At 64.2% G+C, this 23,495-nt stretch carries 20 protein-coding genes; 16 read left to right on the forward strand and 4 right to left on the reverse strand.

The genetic code is table 11. The features are described 5' to 3' along the window. The first annotated feature begins 50 nt into the window (after positions 1–50). Positions 51–1,220, forward strand: coding sequence for an alpha/beta hydrolase (locus VGN68_RS12150; protein WP_327477009.1), 1,170 nt, complete (start codon positions 51–53; stop codon positions 1,218–1,220). Here the strand turns inward: VGN68_RS12150 and VGN68_RS12155 are convergent. Both VGN68_RS12155 and VGN68_RS12160 read right to left on the reverse strand, forming a co-directional pair. Continuing rightward, the gene (locus VGN68_RS12155) at positions 1,217–1,348 is read right to left on the reverse strand and encodes a hypothetical protein (protein WP_327477011.1); all 132 of its coding nucleotides are present in this window, start codon (positions 1,346–1,348) and stop codon (positions 1,217–1,219) included. The two genes, VGN68_RS12150 and VGN68_RS12155, sit on opposite strands and share 4 nt — an antisense overlap. Next, on the reverse strand, positions 1,345–2,541 hold the full coding sequence (locus VGN68_RS12160) for an MFS transporter (protein ID WP_327477013.1): 1,197 nt from the start codon (positions 2,539–2,541) through the stop codon (positions 1,345–1,347). The genes VGN68_RS12155 and VGN68_RS12160 overlap by 4 nt, the downstream gene beginning before the upstream one ends. A 232-nt stretch (positions 2,542–2,773) precedes the next feature. Here VGN68_RS12160 and cobT point away from each other — a divergent pair, with 232 nt between their 5' ends. Further along, positions 2,774–4,597: a cobaltochelatase subunit CobT gene (gene cobT / locus VGN68_RS12165; protein ID WP_327477015.1), complete on the forward strand. Its 1,824-nt coding sequence runs from the start codon at positions 2,774–2,776 to the stop codon at positions 4,595–4,597. Positions 4,598–4,674: 77 nt separating this feature from the next. On the opposite strand, the gene VGN68_RS12170 is transcribed toward cobT, so the two are convergent. Then, positions 4,675–5,118, reverse strand: a complete 444-nt coding sequence (locus VGN68_RS12170) for a hypothetical protein (protein ID WP_327477017.1) — start codon at positions 5,116–5,118, stop codon at positions 4,675–4,677. A gap of 122 nt (positions 5,119–5,240) precedes the next feature. Here VGN68_RS12170 and VGN68_RS12175 point away from each other — a divergent pair, with 122 nt between their 5' ends. From VGN68_RS12175 to VGN68_RS12200, 6 genes are all read left to right on the forward strand, one after another. Continuing rightward, positions 5,241–5,828, forward strand: a complete 588-nt coding sequence (locus VGN68_RS12175) for a hypothetical protein (RefSeq protein WP_327477019.1) — start codon at positions 5,241–5,243, stop codon at positions 5,826–5,828. Then, the gene (locus VGN68_RS12180; RefSeq protein WP_327477021.1) at positions 5,828–6,358 is read left to right on the forward strand and encodes a hypothetical protein; all 531 of its coding nucleotides are present in this window, start codon (positions 5,828–5,830) and stop codon (positions 6,356–6,358) included. Before VGN68_RS12175 ends, VGN68_RS12180 begins: the two co-directional genes overlap by 1 nt. A gap of 181 nt (positions 6,359–6,539) precedes the next feature. Next, positions 6,540–8,186 carry an acetolactate synthase large subunit gene (locus tag VGN68_RS12185; protein ID WP_327477023.1) on the forward strand — a complete coding sequence of 549 codons (1,647 nt, stop codon included), beginning with the start codon at positions 6,540–6,542 and terminating at the stop codon, positions 8,184–8,186. Positions 8,187–8,301: 115 nt separating this feature from the next. Then, positions 8,302–9,735: an aldehyde dehydrogenase family protein gene (locus VGN68_RS12190; protein WP_327477025.1), complete on the forward strand. Its 1,434-nt coding sequence runs from the start codon at positions 8,302–8,304 to the stop codon at positions 9,733–9,735. 234 nt (positions 9,736–9,969) lie between these two features. After that, positions 9,970–10,851 carry a UDP-2,3-diacylglucosamine diphosphatase gene (locus VGN68_RS12195; RefSeq protein ID WP_327477028.1) on the forward strand — a complete coding sequence of 294 codons (882 nt, stop codon included), beginning with the start codon at positions 9,970–9,972 and terminating at the stop codon, positions 10,849–10,851. Then, positions 10,848–11,915: a glycosyltransferase family 1 protein gene (locus VGN68_RS12200; RefSeq protein WP_327477030.1), complete on the forward strand. Its 1,068-nt coding sequence runs from the start codon at positions 10,848–10,850 to the stop codon at positions 11,913–11,915. The genes VGN68_RS12195 and VGN68_RS12200 overlap by 4 nt, the downstream gene beginning before the upstream one ends. Positions 11,916–12,002: 87 nt before the next feature. Here the strand turns inward: VGN68_RS12200 and VGN68_RS12205 are convergent, their stop codons facing one another. Beyond that, positions 12,003–14,402, reverse strand: a complete 2,400-nt coding sequence (locus VGN68_RS12205; RefSeq protein ID WP_327477032.1) for an ABC transporter ATP-binding protein — start codon at positions 14,400–14,402, stop codon at positions 12,003–12,005. A gap of 190 nt (positions 14,403–14,592) precedes the next feature. Between VGN68_RS12205 and guaA the strand changes: the two genes are divergently transcribed. The 8 genes from guaA (at position 14,593) to VGN68_RS12245 (ending at position 23,494) form a co-directional block, all read left to right on the forward strand. Next, positions 14,593–16,194 carry a glutamine-hydrolyzing GMP synthase gene (gene guaA / locus VGN68_RS12210; protein ID WP_327477033.1) on the forward strand — a complete coding sequence of 534 codons (1,602 nt, stop codon included), beginning with the start codon at positions 14,593–14,595 and terminating at the stop codon, positions 16,192–16,194. 6 nt (positions 16,195–16,200) lie between these two features. Then, positions 16,201–16,692 (forward strand): GFA family protein, encoded by a 492-nt coding sequence (locus VGN68_RS12215; protein ID WP_327477034.1) that lies wholly within the window; start codon positions 16,201–16,203, stop codon positions 16,690–16,692. Then, on the forward strand, positions 16,689–17,867 hold the full coding sequence (purT, locus tag VGN68_RS12220; RefSeq protein ID WP_327477035.1) for a formate-dependent phosphoribosylglycinamide formyltransferase: 1,179 nt from the start codon (positions 16,689–16,691) through the stop codon (positions 17,865–17,867). Before VGN68_RS12215 ends, purT begins: the two co-directional genes overlap by 4 nt. After that, a complete protein-coding gene (locus VGN68_RS12225) occupies positions 17,864–18,331 on the forward strand; it encodes an AAC(3)-I family aminoglycoside N-acetyltransferase (RefSeq protein ID WP_327477037.1) in 468 nt (155 codons plus the stop codon). The genes purT and VGN68_RS12225 overlap by 4 nt, the downstream gene beginning before the upstream one ends. 21 nt (positions 18,332–18,352) lie before the next feature. Further along, the gene (locus tag VGN68_RS12230) at positions 18,353–19,366 is read left to right on the forward strand and encodes an alpha/beta hydrolase (protein WP_327477039.1); all 1,014 of its coding nucleotides are present in this window, start codon (positions 18,353–18,355) and stop codon (positions 19,364–19,366) included. 32 nt (positions 19,367–19,398) lie between these two features. Continuing rightward, on the forward strand, positions 19,399–22,212 hold the full coding sequence (polA, locus tag VGN68_RS12235; protein ID WP_327477041.1) for a DNA polymerase I: 2,814 nt from the start codon (positions 19,399–19,401) through the stop codon (positions 22,210–22,212). Further along, the gene (locus VGN68_RS12240) at positions 22,212–22,700 is read left to right on the forward strand and encodes a hypothetical protein (protein ID WP_327477043.1); all 489 of its coding nucleotides are present in this window, start codon (positions 22,212–22,214) and stop codon (positions 22,698–22,700) included. Before polA ends, VGN68_RS12240 begins: the two co-directional genes overlap by 1 nt. Before the next feature lie 119 nt (positions 22,701–22,819). Then, a complete protein-coding gene (locus VGN68_RS12245) occupies positions 22,820–23,494 on the forward strand; it encodes a CDP-alcohol phosphatidyltransferase family protein (RefSeq protein WP_327477045.1) in 675 nt (224 codons plus the stop codon). Position 23,495: the final 1 nt, after the last annotated feature.

Here is a 23,495-nt window from a genome sequence, read left to right on the forward strand (position 1 = left end):
GGCAGGGCAAACCCATGCTCCACTCGCATACGGCTCTTCGGAACTCCATCATGGTGCTTGGGTGTGCCGTTCTTTCGGGATGCAGCATCGCTGCCGTCGATTACGGCCCTGTCCGCCACGCCGACTATGTCGCCGATCCGCGCTGCACCGCGCAGCCGGGCGCCGTGGTCGACGGCGAGGCGCTGCCACTGTTTTTCGCGACCACGCGCCTGCCCGACTGCCGCACGTCCGACATCAGCCTGCTGCGCCATCGCGGGGACAAAATCCGCTATGGCCGCTTTGCCGTGCCGGTTGAGGCCGAGGTCGGCGGCAAGAAAAAGCTCCGCACCCCGATGGCATTTCAGGCATCAGCCGACTGGTGGACCGCGTTGCAGGCCGAAACCGACCGGCGCCAGGGCCGCGTCCTGCTCTATGTCCACGGCTATCGCGAGACGTTCGAGACAACGTCGAAGGATGCGGCCCAGATCGCAGGGATGACCGGCTTCGAAGGGCCGGTGATCGAATATAGCTGGCCGTCGCAGGGTGAAGTGTTGAGCTATGCGGTCGACGAGACCAACATGTATCACGACGTTCGCAATTTCCGCGACTTCCTGAAAACGCTCGCCGAGCGGCCGTGGGTCAAGGAAATCGTCGTCGTGTCGCATTCCTTGGGCGCGCGACTGGTCATTCCGGCCATCGCCTATGTCGATCGCACGTCGAGCAATGCCGACAGCAGTAACATTTCGAACGTCATCCTCGCCTCACCCGACGTCGACCGCGAAACATTCGAACGCGACATCGAGGAAGAAGTATTGTCGCCGCGCCGCGTCGCCAACAACCGGCGCATCACCGTTTATGTTTCGCACGCCGACAAGGCGCTGGCGGCATCGCGCGCACTGCACGGTTATCCGCGGCTCGGGTCGCCCTATTGCTTCGACCCGTTCGAAGCCGCCGATCTGAAAGCCAAGGGGCTGCCGGTGCGCTGCTATCCGGTCTCGGTGCCCGGATTGACCGTCATCGACACCACCGACGTGTCGCGCAGCGCGACCGGGCATAGCAATTTCCTGCGCAGCGCGGTTGCGTGCCGCGATTTCGTCGATGTGGTTGAGGACAAGCGCGCGCGGCCGGAGCGGATGGCGACGCATCTGGCGCATGTGTTCCGGCTGCTCCCCGACCCCGCCGAACCGAAACCCGACGACGAAACGATCTGCAATCGCGTCCCGGTGGCTGCCGCGACCTAAAAGCCGCACATGACGGCGAAGTCGGCCAGCCAGATCGCTGGCCCTTCGCCCGTCCACAGCCACAGTCCGCCCACCGCGATCAACGCGAACAGCCCAAGCGCCACTATGTCCTGCCGCTGTGCCTTCATGCCGGTTGGAGCCGTCTGACCGGCGTATCGGCGATCGGCAGGTGGACGAGACCGGCGAACAGGCCGAGCGCAATCGATAGGCCCCAAGCGATATTATAGCTGCCGGTGGCGTCAAAGATCAGCCCCGCCATCCACGCGCCGAAAAAGCTGCCGACCTGATGGCTCAAAAACACGATGCCATAGAGCATCGAGAGGTAACGGATGCCAAAGATGCGCCCGACAATGCCGCTGGTCAGCGGCACGGTGCCGAGCCACAGAAAGCCCATCGCCCCCGCAAACACCAGCGCGCTGGCGTGGCTGAGCGGCACGAAGAGGAACAGCGCGATGACCACCGAGCGCGCGACATAGAGCCCCGACAGGACATATTTCTGGCGCAGCACATCGCCCGCGCGGCCAAAGATGTACGAACCAAGGATGTTGAACAGCCCGACCAGCGCCAGCACCTGCGCCCCGATCCCGATCCCCAATCCCTTGTCGTCGAGATAGGCGGGCAGATGCGTCGCGATGAACGCGATGTGGAAGCCGCACACAAAAAAACCGGCATTGAGCAGCCAGAAACCGCGGTGGACCCCGGCTTCGCGGAGCGCCTCACGCGCCGTCTGTTCGGCCTCGGCTGCGACGCCCGGGCCTCCGTCAGTCCGTCCGGCGACCCCGATCGCGAGCAATCCGCATAGCGCGACCAGCCCCGCCATGATCCACAGCGTCTGATGATAACCGACATCGCCGAGCAGCATCGACGCCAGCGGCACGACAAGGAACTGGCCGAGCGACCCGCCCGCGGTGACGATGCCGAACGCACTGCTGCGCTTTTCGGGGCTGACGACGCGCCCGACCGCGCCGAGCACGACGACAAAGGTCGTCGCCGACTGCGCCATGCCGATGAAAATGCCGAAGCTGATATGCAGCCCGATCGCATCGGTCGCGAACGCCGCGCCGATCAAACCGAGCGCGTAGAGCAGCGCCCCGCCTAGCACGACGCGCCCGGCGCCATGTTTGTCGGCGAGTGCGCCAACGAAGGGCTGGACCAGCCCGAAGAGCAGATTCTGGAGCGCCATCGCGAGACCAAAATCGGATCGACTGATCCCGATATCGACGCTCATCTGGGGCAAGAACAGCCCAAACGACTGGCGGACGCCCATCGCCAGCGTGACGATGAAGGCGGCGCAGGCAATGACGATCCAGGGACGTTTCATCGGCGAAGTTGCGTGGAAGGGCATAGGTTGCCGGATGCAACCCTTACCGCGTCGGGTCAAGCGAGCTTAGCTATGACCTCAACTACTCCCCCTTCGTCACCCCGGACTTGATCCGGGGTCCCGCTCGGCGACGTTGCTAAGCGGGATCCCGGATCAAGTCCGGGATGACGATTGAAAAGGACAGCGCCTGACACCCTTCCTTCGCCATCAAAAGCTGGTTAGAGCCGACTCGATGACCACCTCCTCGCCCCTCGACGATTTCAAGGCCGCGCTGTCGAGCGTCGCGCGCGCTGTCACCCGCGATGCCGAGGTCGAGGTCGGCTTCACCGCCGATGCCCCGGCGCAGATCGGCAAGGCGATCAAGGTACCGACCCCGTCGCGCACGCTGCCCGCGGATCAGGTCGCTGAAGCCCGAGGCTTCGCCGATTCCTATGCGTTGCGGATCAAGCATCACAGCGAGAAGCTGCACGCCGCCGCGCGCCCCGCCGAACCGCTCGCCGCTGCCGCGTTCGACGCGATGGAGCGAGCGCGGATCGAAGCATTGGGCGCGCGGCATATGGACGGGATGCGCGTCAATCTGTCGGCTAGTCTGGCGATGCGGATGCGCAGCGACCCGATCAGCCGCGCGCAGGGCCGCGACGACGTCCCGATGTCGAGCGCGCTCGAACTGATGCTGCGCGAAGCCCTGACCGGCGAGGCGGCACCGCAGGGCACCGAAACCGGCCTGTCGCTGGTGCGCGAATGGATCGTCAAGGAAGCGGGCGGCGACCTCACCGCGCTGTCGATGCTGCTCGACGATCAGGCGGCTTTTGCCGAGACGGCCAAGCTTGCGCTGCGCCACCTCGACCTGATCCAGAGCGACGAGCCGCTGGAGCAAGGCGGCGAGGACGGCGGCGAGGAGGATGAGAGCGAGGCCGACGAGAGCCAGGAAGAGCAGGACAGCGAGGACGGCGGCGCCGGTGAGAGCCAAGTTGATGCCCGTGCCGAAATGGCGGGCGATCAGGCCGACGATGGCGACAGCGACCCCGACGCGCAAGAAATGGAAGCCGACGGCGAGCCCGAAATGGGCGGCGAAGGCGATGAGGGCATGCTGCCCGTCCGCCCCAACCGCCTGCCCGGCGACATTCCCGATTTCAATTACCTGCGCTTCACCGAAAAGCATGACGAGATCATCCTCGCGACCGAACTGTGCGACGCCGACGAACTGACGCGGTTGCGCGCCTATCTCGACCAGCAGATGCAGCATTTGCAGGGCGCGGTGACCAAGCTCGCCAACCGGCTGCAACGCCGGTTGATGGCGCAGCAGAACCGCGCGTGGGATTTCGATCAGGAAGAAGGTCAGCTCGACGCCGCGCGACTCGCCCGCGTCATCGTCTCGCCGGGCCAGTCGCTGAGCTACAAGATCGAGCGCGATACCGATTTTCGCGACACCGTCGTCACGCTGTTGATCGACAACAGCGGCTCGATGCGCGGGCGGCCGATCAGCATCGCCGCGATCAGCGCCGACATCCTCGCGCGCACGCTGGAGCGCTGCGGTGTGAAGACCGAGATCCTGGGCTTCACGACGCGAACGTGGAAAGGCGGCCAGAGCCGCGAGGACTGGCTCGCCGCCGGACGCCCCGCGCACCCCGGTCGCCTCAATGACCTGCGCCACATCATCTACAAACCCGCCGACGAGCCCTATCGCCGCGCACGCAAGTCGCTCGGGCTGATGATGCGCGAGGGGTTGCTCAAAGAAAATATCGACGGCGAAGCGCTGACCTGGGCACACAGCCGCATCATCGGCCGCCCCGAAGAGCGCAAGATCCTGATGGTAATCAGCGATGGTGCGCCGGTCGACGATTCGACGCTTTCGGTCAACCATGGCGCCTATCTCGACCAGCATCTGCGCCAGGTGATCGACTGGATCGAGAATCGCTCGCCCGTCGAGCTATGCGCGATCGGCATCGGCCATGACGTCACACGCTATTACAGCCGCGCGGTGACGATCATGGACGCCGAGCAATTGGGCGGCACGATGGTCGAACAACTGGCCGGGTTGTTCGACATCGATTGAGGGGATGCAAAAAGGGGGAACGGCAATGCCGCTCCCCCGTCCGTTCTGGTCAACCATCCGGCCCGCGCCGGACGCGCTTATTTTGTCTTGCCGGTCCACGCTTCGGGGTCGAAACCTTCGAGCGTATCGCTCTTGGTTCCAGCAGCGATTTCCTCGGCGGTCAGAAACTTGATCGCGACCCCGCCCGCTTTTGTATTGCCCCAGCTGAGCGCAGTGATGTGGCTATCGCCATATTTGGCACCGATCACAGCATCGGCGCCCAGTTTTTCGCCACGTTCCCAAATCTCGTTATAGATTTTCTGCTGCGACGGTTCCTTGCTGAAAATCGTTGCCTTGCGAACGCCAGCGGTCACGACGCCGACGATTTTATAAGGTTTGTCGGTGATGTCGTGCGGGAAGACCGGGACGCCCATCTCTTCGTTGACCACGACATAGGTCACGTCCTTTTTCTTCGCGACAGCCGGTGTCGCCACCGCCATCGCGGCTACGGCAACCACCGCAAGAAGGTTGATTCGCTTCATATTAATGCTCCCCAATTGGACGGCTTTCATCCATCGCAAGGCAGGCTCAGGTCAACCAGAATTTATCTTGGCAAAGCGCTTTGTTCATGGCCTAAAAGCCGCTGGGGTTTCAGGGGGATATCATGTTTGCATTTCCGGCGGTGCTGGCCGCAGCTTGGACGATGGCGGGGGTGCAGGCAGCGCCCGTCGATATGCCGCTTCCGCCCGCCATGGCGGCAGAGCCTGTATCGACCGAGGCCTTCCCGGTGACCCCGCCCCCTGCGGCTCCGCTACTCCTGTTACGGCGCGACACCCCGATCCATTTCATGGTCGTAACCGAAGTGACGACAAAAACCCATCTGGCCGGGCATCGCTTCAAACTGCGGGTCGATAAGCCGGTGCTCATCGACGGCGTCATCGTCATTCCGGTCGGGGCGACGGCATGGGGCGAAGTGCTGGCCGCAAAAAAGAGCGGCAATGTCGGCAAATCGGGATCCCTTGAGGCAAAACTCCTGTATGTCGAAAGCGATGGCCTGCAGATTCCGGTCAGTGGCACCAACAGCGCCAAGGGTGCCGGTGGCGGCGGCGAGACGGCGCTCGGCATCCTCGCGCTCGGCCCGCTCGGTCTGTTTGCGAAGGGCAACAACGCCAAGATCAAGGCGGGCGAACTGATGACTGGCTTTGTCGAGCAGGACATCGAAATCCCGCGCGCGGTGCCCGCTGGATTATGATGTGGCTTCGCACCACCGCCGCCTGCGTCGGCCTTGTGCTGGCCAGCGTTGCGAGCGCTCAGGAAGCCAGCGGCACGGTGATGCCCTCCGGCACGGCCGAAGCGGCCATAGTGGTCCCGGCGGGCACTGTCATCGACCTCGTCACGACCAGCGCCGTTTCCAGCAAGAAAAGCGTCAAAGGCGACCTTCTCTACCTTAAGGTCACGGCGCCGCTCGTCGTCGATGGCATCGTGGCGATACCCGCTGATGTGACCGTTGTGGGCCAGTTGAGCCAAGCCAACCCGCGCGGTGCGTTCGGAAAAAAGGGGAAACTTGCAGTCCAATTGCTCTATGCGGAACTGCCCAGCGGGACTGTACGGATCAGCGGTGCGCTCGAAGCCAGGGGCAAAAGCGGCGCCGACGATGCAGCAGCCACCGCGGCCGCCTTCCTTCTGCTGCCCTTCGTCGCCACCGGGCGCAGCGCGGAGATACCGGCTGGATCGCAGGTATCGGGCCGCCTCGACCGCGACCTTCGCATCGATCTTCGCTGATCTGTCGATCGGTTATTCCGACAGGGTGACAACCCCCTCCCCCCTCGTTACAAACTCCCTCGGAGCAGCACGGACTCGCGGCCTGACGACGGGAGCCGCTGCACCGCTATTCATGCTGTGGGTCGCCAGCATGGCTTGGGGCCGCACCGGGGTGGTGCGTGGCTGAGGGGGCGACTGACATATGAAAAAAGCATCCGACCTGTTCATCGAATGTCTGGAAGAAGAAGGCGTCGAATATATTTTCGGCGTTCCGGGCGAGGAGAATCTCGACTTTCTCGACAGTCTGTCGCGATCGACGCAGATCAAGCTGATCCTGACGCGGCACGAGCAGGGCGCGGGCTTCATGGCCGCAACCTATGGCCGCCACACAGGCAAGACCGGCGTCTGCCTTGCCACCCTCGGCCCCGGAGCGACCAACTTTGTGACCGCGGCCGCGTATGCGCAGCTGGGCGGGATGCCGATGATGATGATCACCGGGCAAAAACCGATCAAGAAATCGAAACAAGGGCGCTTCCAGATCCTCGACGTCGTCGCGATGATGGGGCCGATCACCAAATTCACCCACCAGATGGCGGCGTCGGACAATATCCCGAGCCGGGTGCGCGAAGCCTTTCGACTCGCCGAAGAAGAAAAGCCCGGCGCGGTGCATATCGAATTGCCGGAGGATATTGCCGACGAACATACCGACGCGACACCGCTGAAACGCAGCCATTCGCGCCGCCCGAACGCCGATAGCAAATCGATCCGCGAGGCGGTGAAGGCGCTCGAAGCCGCGAAGTCGCCGGTGCTCGTCATCGGCGCCGGCGCCAACCGCACAATGACCAGCCGGATGCTGCTCCAGTTCATCGAAAAGACCGGCATCCCGTTCCTGACCACCCAGCTTGGCAAGGGCGTGATCGACGAACGCCACCCGAAGTTCCTTGGCTGCGCCGCGCTGTCGGCGGGCGATTTCGTCCACCGTGCCGTCGAGGCATCGGATTGCATCGTCAACCTGGGCCACGACGTGATCGAAAAACCACCCTTCTTCATGCAGCGCGGCGGCCCGACGGTGATCCATGTGTCGTCGAAGACTGCCGAGGTCGATCCGGTCTATTTCCCCAACATCGAGGTGATCGGCGATATCGCAAACGCCGTGTGGCAGATGAAGGAAGACATCGTCCCCAGCGGTAGCTGGAAATTCGACCATATGCTGAAGTTCCGGCAGGGCGAGGTCGACCATACCAAGCCGCTGGCCGAAGATGCGCGCTTCCCGATCTTTCCGCCGCATCTGGTCCAGTCGATCCGCGACGCCATGCCCGACGACGGCATCATCTGCCTTGACAATGGCGTCTATAAAATCTGGTTCGCGCGCGGCTACACCGCCTATCGCCCCAACACCGTCTTGCTCGACAATGCGCTGGCGACGATGGGTGCGGGGCTGCCGTCGGCCATGATGTCGGCGATGGTCTATCCCGATCGCAAAGTGATGGCTGTGTGCGGCGACGGCGGCTTCATGATGAACAGTCAGGAGATGGAGACCGCGGTGCGGCTGGGGCTCAACATGACGGTGCTGATCCTCAACGATAACAGCTATGGCATGATCCGCTGGAAACAGGCGAACATGGGCTTCAAGGATTGGGGGCTGACCTATGGCAACCCCGACTTCGTCAAATATGCCGAAGCCTATGGCGCGCACGGCCACCGCGTGACCAGCGCCGCGCATTTGCAGGAACTGCTCGCGCACACCCGCGATACGCCGGGGGTGCATCTGATCGACTGCCCGGTCGATTATTCGGAGAATGACCAGATTTTGAACATCGATATCAAGAAGATATCGAAAGATATGTAACCGCTTAGCCCCTCCCCTTCAGGGGAGGGGTTGGGGTGGGGCCTATCGGCCTTGCTCCATGCCTCGACACCCCACCCCCGGCCCCTCCCCTGAAGGGGAGGGGTGGAGAAGCCGAATGAAACTCAAGGACGTCTATCCGCTCTACCTCAACAACAAGGCGGTGCAGCCGAACACCGATCTGGAGGTGACCGACAAGTTTACCGGTGAGGTCGCGTTCCGCACCGCGCTGGCGACCCCCGATGTGATCGACGAAGCGATCGCGGGTGCCGTCCGCGCCGCCGAACCGATGGCGCGGCTGGCCAGTTTCGAAAAACGCGATGTGCTGCTCCACTGTGTCACCCGCTTTCAGGAGCGGTTCGACGAGTTGGCCTATGCGCTGTGCGTCGAGGCGGGCAAGCCGATCGCCGACAGCGAGGGCGAGGTCACCCGGCTGATCGACACCTTCCGCATCGCCGCCGAGGAAGCGACGCGCAATTATGGCGAGGTCCAGCCGCTCGACATTTCGGCGCGCGCCAAGGGCTATATGGGGATGTGGAAACGCGTGCCGATCGGCCCGTGCAGCTTCATCTCGCCGTTCAACTTTCCGCTCAACCTCGCCGCGCACAAGATCGCGCCAGCGATTGCGATCGGCTGTCCGTTCGTGATGAAACCCGCGTCGCTGACCCCGCTCGGCGCAATCATCATGGGCGAGGTACTTGCGGAGTGCGATATCCTGCCCGAGGGTGCGTTCAGCATCCTGCCCGCGAGCCGCGCGGGGGCAGATCTGTTCACCACCGACGAGCGGCTGAAGCTGCTTTCCTTCACCGGCTCACCCGGCGTGGGCTGGGATCTGAAGGCCAAGGCGGGCAAGAAAAAGGTGGTGCTCGAACTTGGCGGCAACGCCGCGGTGGTTGTCGACGAGGACGCCGACCTCGACCATGCGCTCGCCCGGATCATCTTCGGCGGCTATTATCAGTCGGGGCAGAGCTGCATCCATGTCCAGCGCGTGATCATCCACGAAGCCATCTATGACAAGTTCCGCGACATGCTCACCGCGAAGGTCAAGGCCTTGAAATCGGGTGATCCCAAGCATCGCGACACCTTCATCGGTCCGATGATTTCGGTCAAGGAAGCGCAGCGGCTGAAGGGCTGGATCGACGATGCGGTCGCCGCGGGCGCGACCCTCCTCGCAGGCGGCGGCTGCGACGGCAATATGCTCGAGGCGGCGCTGCTGGAAAATGTCCCGGCGGGCAGCGATGTCGTCGTCGAGGAAGCGTTTGGGCCGGTTGTGGTGCTCAGCAAATTTTCCAAATGGGAAGAGGCGCTGGCAGAGGTCAACGACAGCAAGTTCGGCTTGCAGGCCGGGCTGTTCACCAGCGACATCCAGAAGGTGCTGGAGGCCTGGGATCATCTCGATGTCGGTGGCATCGTCGTCAACGACGTGTCGAGCTACCGCGTCGACAACATGCCTTATGGCGGGGTGAAGGATTCGGGGCTGGGCCGCGAGGGCGTACGTTTCGCCATGGAAGATATGAGCGAGATCCGGAATCTGGTGATCCGGCGGACTTGATCCTTCCCTCCCGCTTGCGGAAGGGGAAGCGAGACTTGCGAACTTGTTCGCTAGTCGCAGCGGGGAGGGCGGCACTACAGGCCCTCCCCTAACCCCTCCCGCAAGCGGGAGGGTGACTTACCGTCACCAAACCGCCTTCAAACCGTCGTCAAACAGACGCCACTTTGAATCGCACAGTGTCACAAAACTCCTGTCTAGGCCGTGGGCAGCCAGAGGCTGTTTACGGAGTGTGACATGGCATCGATTTCGACCCTGCCCATCCCCGCGCGTTTCCCCGATCCCTTCGCCACCGACCCTCACGTCCCCGAACGCCTGATCGGCGAACGGCGGAGCTATCGCGCGGTGTGGGTCAGTGACATCCACCTCGGCACCCGCGGCTGTAACGCCGCGATGCTGATCGACTTTTTCGACCATGTCGATTGCGAGACGCTGTACCTAGTTGGCGACATCATCGACGGCTGGCGCCTCAAGAAGCGGCATTTCTGGCCGCCCGAGCATAATGACGTCGTCTGGCGCGTATTGAAGCGCGCCAAGCGTGGCACACGCGTCGTCTATGTCCCCGGCAACCACGACGAGATGGTCAAACCCTTCGACGGCTTCGATTTCGGCGGAGTCGAAATCCGGCGCGAGGCGATCCATGAAACCGCCGACGGCCGCAAATTGCTCGTCGTCCATGGCGACGAATTCGACGCGGTGATGCTGGCGCACCGCTGGCTCGCCTTCGTCGGCGACGCTGCCTACACCGCGCTGATGAAATGCAATGTGGTCGTGAACCGCATCCGCAGCGCGTTCGGCCTGCCCTATTGGTCGCTGTCGATGGTCGCCAAGCACAAGGTCAAGAACGCGGTCCAGTTCATCGGGCGCTACGAAGAAGTCGTCGCCCACGCCGCCCGCTCGCGGGGGGTCGACGGTGTCGTGTGTGGCCATATCCACAGCGCCGAGATGCGCGAGATCGAGGGCACCGAATACTATAACGACGGCGACTGGGTTGAAGGTTGCACCGCGTTGGTCGAGCATCATGACGGCACGATGGAAATTTTGCACTGGGCCGAGGAAGTCGCGGCACGCGCCGTGCCCACCGTTCTGGAACTCCCCGCCCCGGCGCGCGCCGCATGAGGATATTGATCGTCAGCGACGCATGGGAACCACAGGTCAACGGCGTCGTCCGCACGCTGCAGGCGACCGTCGCCGAACTGCGCAAGGCGGGGCATGAGGTCGGCGTCGTTTCGCCCGACCTGTTCCGCTCGGTCCCCTGCCCTTCCTACCCCGAAATCCGCCTCGCCTTTGCCGGGTGGCGCAAGGTCGGACGGCATATCCGCGCCTTTGCGCCACAAGCGATCCATATCTCGACCGAAGGCCCGCTGGGCCTGGCGGCGCGGCGCTGGTGCCTGAAGCACGGCTTTCCCTTCACCACCGCCTATCACACCCGCTTTCCCGAATATGTCGCGGCGCGGCTGCCGCTGTCGCCAACATTCGTCTGGCGCTTCATCCGCTGGTTCCACCGCCCCGCGCGGCACATCATGGTCGCGACGCGCAGCCTGGCGCGCGAGCTCGCCGAACAGGGGCTGGGCCAGACGATGATGTGGGAACGCGGCGTCGACCACGACCTGTTTCGCTCCGACCGCGCGCCGCATCCCGCCTATGCCGACCTGCCGCGGCCGATCCAGCTCTATGTCGGGCGCGTCGCGGTCGAGAAGAACATCGGCGCGTTTCTCGATGTCGCCCGCCCGGGGACAAAAGTCATCGTCGGCGATGGCCCTGCGCTTGGGGCGCTCAAGGCGCAGCATCCTGGCGCGCTGTTCCTCGGCAAGCTCGGCGGCGAAGCGCTGGCGTCAGCCTATGCAGGCGCCGACGTCTTCGTGTTTCCCAGCCGCACCGACACCTTCGGCCTGGTCGTCATCGAGGCGCTGAGCTGCGGCACGCCGGTCGCCGCCTTTCCCGTTCCCGGCCCCGGCGACATCATCCGCAATGGCGCGGGAGCGCTCGACGAGGATCTCGGCCGCGCGATCGACACCGCATTGGCGTGTGACCGCGCCGATGCCGCGGCGCTTGGCGCGCGATACAGCTGGGAAAGCTGCACCGCGCAGTTCGCAAAAGCGCTGTCCTTCGTTCCCACTGATGCGGAAATATTAAGCCCCTCCCCTTCAGGGGAGGGGTTGGGGTGGGGTCTGTCGGCATAGGGCAAGGCCGCGAAACCCCACCCGCTGCGACTAACCAGCAAGCTGGTAAGTCTCGCTGCCCTCCCCTGAAGGGGAGGGACAAGTTCGTTAAAACGTCTTGCGCCACTCCAGCTCGATATAGCGGCCCAGCGGGTCGATATACCCGGGCTGGTAGTTCAGCGGCACCACGCCGTTCGCATCGGTGATCCGGCGCTGCGCATCGAACAGATTGTCGAATGACAGGCGCAAACGCGATCCCTTCAGGAACGGCAATTTCTCGATCAGCTTTGGTTGCTGATTCAGATCGGCAAACAGGCGCAGGTTGAAGGTCGCGAGGTCGCCAAAGTTCAGGTCACCCGCGGTGCCGCCGGTGACGGTGCTGCCGCTGTCATATTTGGCGCTGAGCCGCACACCCATGCCCTTGTAGAACAGGCCGCCATCGAGTTCGAGCAGGTGGCGGTTGCTGCCGCCGCCGCTGCCCGTCGCCGATCCGTCGAGCAAATCAAGTTCGGGAACACCGGGACGGATCAGGATTTTGTCGGTCAGTTTGTAGGTGTGATACAGCGACACCGACCAGCGGCCGCCCTGAGGCCCGCCGCCAAACATGGCGCCGGGGCCACCGCCGCCACCACGACCGCCGCGGCCGCCCGCCCGCGGACCACCACCGCCGCGCGGCCCCACCGCACCAACTCCCGGTCCACCGCCGGGACGACCGGCCTGATCGGGCTGGCCAAAGCTTTTCCCGAAATTCAGCCCCCAGCGAATCTGCGAATTTTCGACTTGGTCGAAATTGACTGGCCGCTGATCAAGCGCAATCAACACGCCATTGGCGTCGCGCGTCACGCGGTCGGGAAACGCCGCTTCGATCTCGGGCGTCAGCAGCGGCAGGCTGTTCGATGTGTCGCTGCTCTTGTTGCGGTTATAATTGACCGACAGCCGCAGCCCTTCGACCATCGGCACTTCCCAGTTCAGCCCGAGTTTCAGGTCGCGGCGCTGTTCGGCGAGCAGGAAAGGATTGCCGCCGGTCGTCGTCGTGATTTCCACCGTCTGGCCGGTCGCAAAGTCGTAATAGGTGACCGCGGGGGTAACCAGCGGGGCCGCGCCCAGCTGCTGGATCCCGGGCGCCGCCTCGTCATTGTTGAAGCTCGCAATGAGCGACAGATTGTCGGTGACGCCCCAGTTGAGGCTCGCGCCCCAGCTTTTCAGCGCTTCGAAATCGCTGGGATTGGCAACCTGACCGCTCAGCGTCAGCGAGACGCGGCCGATGTTGCCGATCTCATATTCTGGATCGAGCAGCGGCACGGTCAGCGACCCGAACACGCTGGGCGTATCGCGCCCAAGGTCGGTGGTCGTGATCAGGCCCGAGCGTTCGGACTGGCTGTCGAAGCGCAGCCCCGAATAGCTGCCGGTCATCGACAGGCGGATCGGGCCGGCCCAACCCTCGGTCACCGTGCCCGACAGGTTGGCGCTCCCGCCAAAGCTTTGCTGGCTGCTGTCGAACCGGTCGCGCGCGCCGGTCACCCGGTCGGTGAAGGTGCGCTGATCGGCATCCCCATAATTGCCCGACAGCGACCAGCGCCAGTCGCCGAGCATGCCGTTGACGCTGGCGGTCGTCGTCAGGTTACGACTGCGGCTGTCGCGTTCGAGCGGGACATCGCCGCCTGACACCACGGGGCCGAGTAGCGACAGGCTGTCGGTCTGGTCCAGCCGCACGTTGAGTGAGGCGTCAGTGACCTTGTCCAGGCTGCGCTGGATCGTCGCATCGATCAGATAGGTGTCGCTTTCGGGCAGCAGGCTGCGCGTCGCGGGGCCAAGCCCGCGCTCATCCTCGGTGAGCATGGTCGATTGCTCCCAGCCCGCGTTGATGTTGACGCGGCCATTCTCGCCGATGGCTAGAAAGCTGCCCTCGACTTCGCTCTGGAACCGTCCGCCCTGCGTCGGAATGCCGCCTTCGGCCTCGACCGCGACCTGCCGGAAATTGGGCTTGAGCACCATATTTACGACGCGTTCGTCGGCCGAATAGCCATATTGCAGCGCGACTTCTTCGGGGAAGATCTCGACCTTGGCGATCGCCTCGGGGGGCAGGTTGCGCACCTCGCCAAAGCCGCCGATCCGGCGTCCGTTGACCAGGATGATCGGCCGCCCGCCGCCACGCCCGCGGCCCGAGCGGGTTTGCGGCGCCAGCGCCTCAAGCAGTTCGGACACATTCGACACGCCATAGCTGGCGATCGCCGCCTCATCGAGCTCGGCCTCGGCCTTGATGTCGGTTTCTAACTGTCCGGCCAGACGCGGCGCGGTCACGACAATTTCGTCGCCGTCGATCTCGTCATAATCGTCTTCGGGGTCGCTGGACGCGCTGACGACTGGCGCCGACGGCTTGTCGGCGACCGCAGTCACTGCGGCGCTGGAAGGCATCGCGTCGGTTTCGGCCATCGCGGGCCAGGCGAGCGCGGCGCTGGCAGTAAGCAGCAGGGCGCGCGCGGAAAGGGAGAGGTGGGCATAGGTCATTGGGGGAGAGCCTTTTGTTTTTTCTTGCTTCTTATTGGCGCGGCAGGACTGAACCCTTGCTGACGCGCATCTTTGTGGCCGGTTCATTTATGTCGCAATTGTCGCAACAATGTGTCGAGGCGAGCGCGGTTCCACGAACGGGTCATATCGACCGCTGGACAGCATGGCGCGCTACCCTTATCGGCCAGCCATGCCGACTCCAGCCCCATCCGCCGCGCCAACGTTCGATCATGGTGAATCCATCCTGATCATCGATTTCGGCAGCCAGGTGACCCAGCTCATTGCCCGCCGCGTCCGCGAAGCGGGGGTATATAGCGAGATCGTCCCCTTCACGCAGGCCGAAGGTGCGCTTGAGCGCATGCAGCCCAAGGGGATCATTCTTTCCGGCTCGCCCGCCTCGGTCCCCGCCGACGGCAGCCCGCGCGCGCCGCAATCGGTGTTCGATAGCGGCCTGCCAATCCTCGGCATCTGTTACGGGCAGCAGGTGATGAGCCAGCAGCTCGGCGGCCAAGTCGAACCCGGCGGCGCCGACGGCGAGCGCGACGGCGAATTCGGCCGCGCCTTCCTGACCGTCACCGAGCCCTGCGTGTTGTTCGACGGATTGTGGGAGGTCGGTGAGCGCCATCAGGTGTGGATGAGCCACGGCGACAAGGTCACGCAGTTCGCCCCCGGCTTCCGTATCGTCGCGGTCAGCGACGGCGCGCCTTTTGCGCTGATCGCCGACGATGAGCGCCGCTATTATGGTACCCAGTTCCACCCCGAGGTCGTACACACGCCCGACGGCGCCAAGCTGATCGCCAATTTCGTCCGCCATGTCTGTGGGTGCAGCGGCGACTGGACGATGGCTGAGTTTCGCGCGACCAAGATCGCCGAAATCCGCGCCCAAGTCGGTGACAAGCGCGTGCTGTGCGGCCTGTCCGGCGGGGTCGACAGCGCGGTTGCGGCGGTGCTGATCCACGAAGCGATCGGCGAACAGCTGACTTGCGTCTTCGTCGACCACGGCCTACTGCGCATGAACGAGCGCGAGCAGGTCGAGCGGCTGTTCCGCGACCACTACAACATCCCGCTTGTCGTGGTCGATGCAGAGGAACGCTTCATGGCCGGGCTCGCCGGGGTCACCGACCCCGAGGCGAAGCGCAAGTTCATCGGCGGCGAATTCATCAATGTGTTCGACGAGGAAGCGCAAAAGCTCGGCGGCGCCGACTTCCTCGCGCAAGGCACGCTGTACCCCGACGTCATCGAATCGGTGTCGTTCACCGGCGGGCCGAGCGTGACGATCAAGAGCCACCACAATGTCGGCGGCCTGCCCGCGCGGATGAAGATGGCGCTGGTCGAGCCCTTGCGCGAATTGTTCAAGGACGAGGTAAGACTGCTCGGCAAGGAGCTGGGACTGCCTGATATTTTCGTCGGCCGCCACCCCTTCCCCGGCCCCGGTCTCGCGATCCGTATCCCCGGCGAAGTCTCAAAAGACCGGTGCGATATCTTGCGCAAGGCCGACGCGGTCTATCTCGACGAGATCCGCAACGCCGGCCTGTACGACGCAATCTGGCAGGCGTTCGCGGTGCTGCTGCCGGTCAAAACGGTCGGCGTGATGGGCGATGGCCGCACTTATGATTTCGTCTGTGCCCTGCGCGCGGTAAACAGCACTGACGGCATGACCGCCGACATCTACCCCTTCGACGCCAGCTTCCTCAGCCGCTGCGCCACGCGCATCATCAACGAGGTGCAGGGCATCAACCGCGTGGTGTACGACTATACCTCGAAACCGCCGGGCACGATCGAGTGGGAGTGACGCATCATGGGCAGCGCCGAACGACTTGACGTCGAAGCCTCGGGCGGCTGCCAGTGCGGCGCAGTGCGCTATCATGTCACCGCGGTGCTCGACAGCTCGCATATCTGCCATTGCCGGATGTGCCAGAAGGCCACGGGGAATTTCTTCGCGGCGCTGATCGGCGTTCCGCGTGACGCGATCACCTGGACGCGCGGCAGCCCGGCAACCTTCAACAGCTCGGACAAGGCGGCGCGCGGATTTTGCCGGACATGCGGGACGCCGCTGCTGTACGACTATGCCGACAGCAAGCACATCAACGTGACCACCGGATCGCTCGACGAGCCCGCGCGATTTGCGCCCAAGGTTGAATTTGGCCTCGAAGGCCGCCTGCCCTGTTTTGCCGACCTGCCGTTAAAGGCAGAGGGTACGACCGAGGAAACGACGGCGGCCTATGTCGGCGCGATCAAGGCAAGCAATCATCAACACCCCGACCATGACACCGAAAGCTGGCCATCATGACCCCCACCGCCACCATCCTGCTGCTCGGTTCGGGCGAACTCGGCCGCGAATTTGTCATTTCGGCGAAGCGGCTCGGTTGCCGTGTCATAGCCTGCGACAGCTATGCCGGCGCGCCCGCGATGCAAGTCGCCGATGATTTTGAGGTCTTTTCGATGCTCGACGGCGACGCATTGCGTGCGACGATCGAGAAGCGCCGGCCCGACCATATCGTTCCCGAGGTCGAGGCGATCCGCACCGAAGTGCTTGTCGACGTCGAGGCCGCCGGTTTCCACGTCGTCCCGTCGGCCCGCGCGGCGCAGCTCACCATGAACCGCGACGCCATTCGCGATCTGGCCGCGAGCGATCTTGGCCTGACGACTTCGACCTTCGAATATGCCGAGACGCGCGAAGCCTTGCACGCGGCGGCGGCGCGCATCGGTTTCCCGCTGGTGGTCAAACCGGTGATGTCGTCGTCGGGCAAGGGCCAGAGCACGGTCAAGGACGCGGACGGCATCGACGCGGCGTGGGACTATGCCGCCGCCGGGATGCGCGGCGACCGGCTGCGGGTCATCGCCGAGGCGTTCATCGATTTCGATTATGAAATTACGCTGCTGACCGTCCGCCACAAGGACGGCGTAACCTTTTGCCCCCCGATCGGCCACCGCCAGGAACGCGGCGATTATCGCGAAAGCTGGCAGCCCGCGGCCATGTCGGACGCGGCGCTCGCCAGCGCGCAGGCCATGGCGATCAAAGTCGTCGATGCGCTGGGCGGCCACGGCATTTTCGGGGTCGAGTTTTTCGTCAAGGGCGACATGGTGATCTTTTCCGAACTCAGCCCCCGTCCGCACGACACCGGCATGGTCACGCTGATCTCGCAATCACTGTCCGAATTCGACCTTCACGCCCGCGCGATCCTTGGCCTGCCGATTCCCGACATTTCGGTTCCCGACGCCAGCGCCAGCGCCGTCCTGCTTGCCGACCGCGATGCCAGTGATTTCGCAATCGTAGGCCTCGCCGATGCCTTGACCCCGCCGAATGCCGCTACTTCGATCGACGTCCGCATCTTTGGCAAACCCGTCACGCGCCCGTATCGGCGCATGGGCGTAACGCTGGCGCGGGTGGCAGGCGGCACGACCGATGAGGCTAGGGCCGCGGCGGTCGCAGCTGCGGCAAAGCTGACGATCGATTATCGATGACCGGCGCCGTTCGCCGCCTCGGCCCGGGCGACGTCGCGGCGATGCGCGACCTCAATGCCCTCTATGCCGCGGCTTTCGAGGATAGCGAAACCTATCGCCGCGACACGCCCGACGACGCGTGGCTGGCCCGCCAGCTTGGCAAGCAAGCAATCATCCTGCTCGTCGCCGAATGCGAGGGCCGCATTATTGGTGGTCTCACCGCGTACGAACTGCCCAAGCTTGAGGCCGCGCGCAGCGAGATCTACCTTTATGATCTTGCGGTTGACGCGGCCCATCGCCGCCGCGGCGTCGCTACGGCGCTGATCGCCGAACTCCAGCATATCGCTGCCGAAACCGGCGCCTGGGCGGTGTTCGTCCAGGCTGACTATGGCGACGATCCCGCGGTTGCGCTATATACCAAACTCGGCGCGCGCGAGGATGTGATGCATTTCGACCTGCCACCTTTGCCGCGCGCCAAGGGCTGAACCCGCTGAAGGGGAAGCGCGATGCTGCGCTGGTTCATTCGTATCATCCTGGCGCTTGTCGCGACCGTCGCCGCGCTTTGGCTGACCGTTAGCTATATCACCCCGCAGCCGGCCATCTGGGCGATCCGCGCGCTGTTCGATTCGGGGTCGGACGCGGCGAGCGCGAAATTGCTTCCCAAGGTGCCAGCCGATGTCGAGACGATTGCGGCGCTCCGCTACGACCCCGGCGATCCCGACGCGCTGCTCGACGTCTTTCGCCAGAAAGATGCGACCGCGCTGCAACCCGCGATCGTCTGGGTGCACGGCGGCGGTTTCGTGTCGGGCAACCGCCGGATCGTCGCCGAATATCTGAAGATCCTCGCCGCGCAGGGCTTCGTCACGATCACTGTCGATTACACGATCGCTCCCGAAGCGCGCTATCCGACCCCGATCCGGCAAACCAACATGGCACTCGGCCATGTCGTCGCCAACGCAGCGCGCTACGGGATCGACCCTGACCAGATCCTGATCGGCGGCGACAGCGCGGGCGCGCAGATCGCGGCGCAAGTCGCCACGATCGCGACAAATCCCGCCTATGCAAAAGCCGTGGGGATCGCGCCCGCGGTCGTGCCCGACCGGATCAAGGGCGCTATCCTTTTCTGCGGCGCGCACGATGTGACGATGCTCAATCTCGACGGCGCGCTCGGGCCGTTTCTGCGCGCCGTCGTCTGGGCCTATGGCGGTAGCCGCACCGCGATGAACGATCCGCAGTTCCGCCTGATGGCCCTGCCCGATCATGTCACCGGTGATTTCCCGCCTGCCTTCATCACCGCGGGCAATGGCGACCCGCTGCTCGGCCAGTCCGAGCGGCTGGCCAGCCGCCTGAAAGCGGCAGGTGCGCCGGTCGAAACGTTGTTCTTTACCAAAGATCACACCCCCGCACTGGGCCATGAATATCAGTTCGATCTCGACAGCGCCGCGGGCCAGGAGGCGTTTGGCCGCACCGTCGCCTTTGCGCGCCGCGTGACCGAGAAGAAAGCGGGAACCTCGCCCTAGGCCACCCGCGCCGCCGCTGCTACACCGCCGCCATGTCCGAGAAGAATCATCTCTATCTGGTCGATGGCTCCAGCTACATCTTCCGCGCCTATCACCGCCTGCCGCCGCTGACCAACCCGCATGGGGTGCCGGTCGGTGCGGTTTATGGCTACACGACGATGCTGTGGAAACTGGCGAAGGATCTCCACGACGCCGACGGGCCGACGCACCTCGCGGTCATTCTCGACCATAGCAGCCAGTCGTTCCGCAACGAGATTTACGACCAGTATAAAGCAAACCGCCCCGAACCGCCCGAGGATCTGCGCCCGCAATTCCCGCTGATCCGCGACGCGACGCGCGCCTTTTCACTGCCGTGCATCGAGACCGAGGGGTTCGAAGCCGACGACCTGATCGCTAGCTATACCGAAGCCGCTGTCGCCGCGGGATGGGACGTCACCATCGTGTCGTCGGACAAGGATCTGATGCAGCTGATCCGTGAGCCAGCGGACAGTCCGCATGTCGATATGCTCGACACAATGAAGAACGTCCGCCTCGGCCTCGACGCGGTGAACGAGAAGTTTGGGGTCACCCCCGATCTGGTCGGCGATGTGCTCGCGTTAATGGGCGACAGCGTCGATAACGTCCCCGGCGTGCGCGGGGTTGGACCCAAGACCGCGACCAAGCTGATCGTCGAATATGGTGATCTGGAAAAGGCGCTCGCGGGCGCCGAGACGATGAAGGCGTCGAAGCTGCGCGACAATCTGATCGAACATGCCGACATGGCGCGCTTGTCGCGGGTGCTGGTCGAGCTGAAGCGCGACTGTCCGTTGCCCGATGCGCTCGACGACCTGAAGCTGGGCGCGATCCCGCCCCTGCCGCTCAAGGCGTTTCTCGACGAGCATGGCTTCCGGTCGCTGTCGGCGAAACTCGACTTGGGCGGCACTCCCGGTGGGCCGCCGACCTTTCCGCGTGCGGACACCGCGCCCGTTGCGAGCGCGAACACAGCGCCGTCGACCCCGGCGCTGCCGCCGATGCCCGCGATCGACCGCTCGGCTTACGAATGCGTCACAAGCCTTGACGAGCTCGACCGCTGGATCGCCGAGGCCCGCGCCGCGCATATCGTCGCCATCGATACCGAAACCGCCAGCCTCGACAGCGTCACCGGACGGCTGGTCGGCGTCAGCCTCGCGACGGCGCCGGGCAAGGCGTGCTACATCCCGCTCGGCCATGGCGGCACCGATATGTTTGCCGAGAAGCCCGAACAGATTGCAATGGACGCCGCACTGGCGCGGCTCGGCGACCTGTTCGCCGACGATGCGGTGCTGAAGGTCGGGCACAATCTGAAATATGACATCGGCGTGCTCGCGCAGCATGGCATTACCATCGCGCCTTATGACGACACGCTAGTGATGAGCTTCGCGCTGGACGCAGGCAAGCATCAGCACGGCCTCGACGAGTTGGCCAAGCTCCACCTCGATCACACTTGCCTGACCTTCAAGGAAATGTGCGGGACGGGCAAATCGCAGATCAGCTTTGCCGAGGTCCAGCTCGACCGTGCGACCGAATATGCCGCCGAAGATGCCGATGTCGCGCTACGACTATGGAAGCTGCTCAAGCTGCGCCTGCCGATTGAGGGCGGGACACGCGTGTATGAGATGGTCGACCGGCCGCTCGCGTCCATCGTCGAGGGCATGGAGCGCGCCGGGATCATGGTCGACCGCGACTATCTGGCCAAGCTGTCGGGCGAATTCGCGACCGAAATGCTGCGGATCGAGGGCGAGATCCACGCGCTGGCCGGCCAGCCCTTCGCGATCGGCAGCCCCAAACAGCTCGGCGAAATCCTGTTCGACAAGCTCGGGCTGAAGGGCGGGCGCAAGGGCAAGTCGGGCGACTGGTCGACCGACCAGAATGAACTGGAACGGCTCGAACGTGACGGCGTGCCGATCGCGCGCAAGATTCTCGAATGGCGCCAGCTCGCCAAGCTGAAATCGACCTATACCGACGCTCTCCAGCAACAGATCAATCCCACCACTGGCCGCGTTCACACCAGCTACAGCCTGGTCGGCGCCCAGACCGGGCGGTTGTCGTCGACCGACCCTAATTTGCAGAACATCCCGATCCGCACCGAGACCGGCCGCCAGATCCGCGACGCCTTCATCGCCGCGCCAGGCCATGTGCTGATCGCCGCCGACTATAGCCAGATCGAGCTCCGGCTTGCGGCGCACATGGCCGATGTCCCCGAACTGAAGGAAGCGTTCGCACAGGGGCAGGACATTCACAGCGCGACCGCGATCGAATTGTTTGGCGAAAGCAACCGCGACACCCGCGGCAAGGCGAAGACGGTCAACTTCTCGATCCTCTATGGCATTTCGCGCTGGGGTTTGGCGGGACGCCTCGAGATCACCCCCGACGAGGCGCAGGCGCTGATCGCGCGCTATTTCGAGCGCTTCCCCGGTATTTCCGATTATATCACCGACACGCTCGAACGCGTGCGGGCGACCGGCTATACCGAGACGCTGTTCGGTCGCAAAACCTGGTTTCCCCGCATCAAGGCGGCGAGCCAGAACGAGCGCGCAGGCAGCGAACGCGCCGCGATCAACGCTCCGATCCAGGGAACCAGTGCCGACCTGATCAAACGGGCGATGGCGCGGATGCCCGCGGCGCTGGCCGATGCGGGGCTGTCCGACGTCAAGATGCTGCTCCAGGTGCACGACGAACTGGTGTTCGAGGCGCCTGCCGATAAGGCCGAAGCCGCTGGCGCGGTGATCCGATCCGTAATGATGGGCGCCGCCGAGCCCGCGCTCACGCTATCCGTCCCGCTGGAGGTCGAAATCGGCATCGGCAAAAGCTGGGGCGAAGCGCATTGATGGCCGCCCTGCTGTACGTTGCGGCGCTCGTCGCCGATCCCGCTGCTGCGTCGGCCCCGGCTGCCGTGGCGGCTGCGGCGCCCATCGCCGACGCTGATCTGCGCGAATTTGTTGCGATCGCCGGGCGCAAGGTTGCGGGGCGTCCGGTCGGCGGGCCGATTGCAAGCGCCGACAAGGTGCTGCTGATCGCCCGCGACGACAAGGGGTTTCCCTTAATCGCCACCAGTGTCGGCTTTCCAACACGCCAAGCATTGCCGACTCCGCCCCAAGGGACGCTCGCGGTCGTTCGCTTGCGCCAGCGTTACGAAACCCCTGTCCCTGGCCCCAGTGCGAGCGACCTTGCGTTCGTCGCCGCGAATCGGATACCGCTGTTCGTCATCGGCGAATGGGCGCGTCCCGCCCCGATGTGGGAGGTCGCGTGGACCGACGACGCGGTGCGCTATCGCACCGTCGGCGATGTGGGTGAAATCGGTCCCTGGCAGGACTGAACGACGCCCCGGTGCGCCATGCTGTCGGCACCGCCCTTTCCCACCCGGACATTTCGCTCTATGACGCGTTGATGACATTTGGCTGGCGATAATGTGACAGCCAGCATCAAAGGGTTTCCATGAGCAAGTTTCAGCCCGTCGCGCAGGCGCCGGTTCGTATTCAGCAAAACATTCTCGCGCGCAGCGAACGCCGCCTCCTCAACTGGATCTGCCCGCACCTGCCGCAATGGGTGACGCCCGATAAGCTGACCGCGCTCGGGTTTTTCGGTGCCGTCATGGTGGCGGCGGGATATATGCTCAGCTGGCTCGATAGCGAATGGCTGGGGCTTTGCCTGATGGGCTACATCGTCAACTGGTTCGGCGATTCGCTCGACGGCAGCCTCGCGCGCTGGCGGGGCATCGAGCGCCCCAATTATGGCTATTTCGTCGATCATAGCGTCGATGCGTTGGCGACCTTGCTGATGGTGAGCGCGATCGGGATGAGCCCCTATATGCGCTTCGACGTCGCGCTGATGGCGGTCATCGGCTATTTCCTGCTGTCTATCCACACCTTCATCGCCGCCAAGGTCGTCGGTGAGTTTCGCCTGTCGTACATGGCGGGCGGGCCGACCGAGCTGCGGTTGATGCTGATGGCGATGACGATCGCGATGCCGATCGTCGGCGGCGCCGACATCCGCGGCACCAATTTTTCGGTGTTCGACCTGTTCGCGCTGGTCGTGTCCAGCATCCTGGTGACGTTGTTCATTGTCCAGACGTCGGCAACCGCGCGAATGCTGCGCCGCCGCGGCGCCTGAG

It is taken from the genome of Sphingopyxis sp., assembly GCF_035998965.1.
Classification (GTDB): Bacteria; Pseudomonadota; Alphaproteobacteria; order Sphingomonadales; family Sphingomonadaceae; genus Sphingopyxis.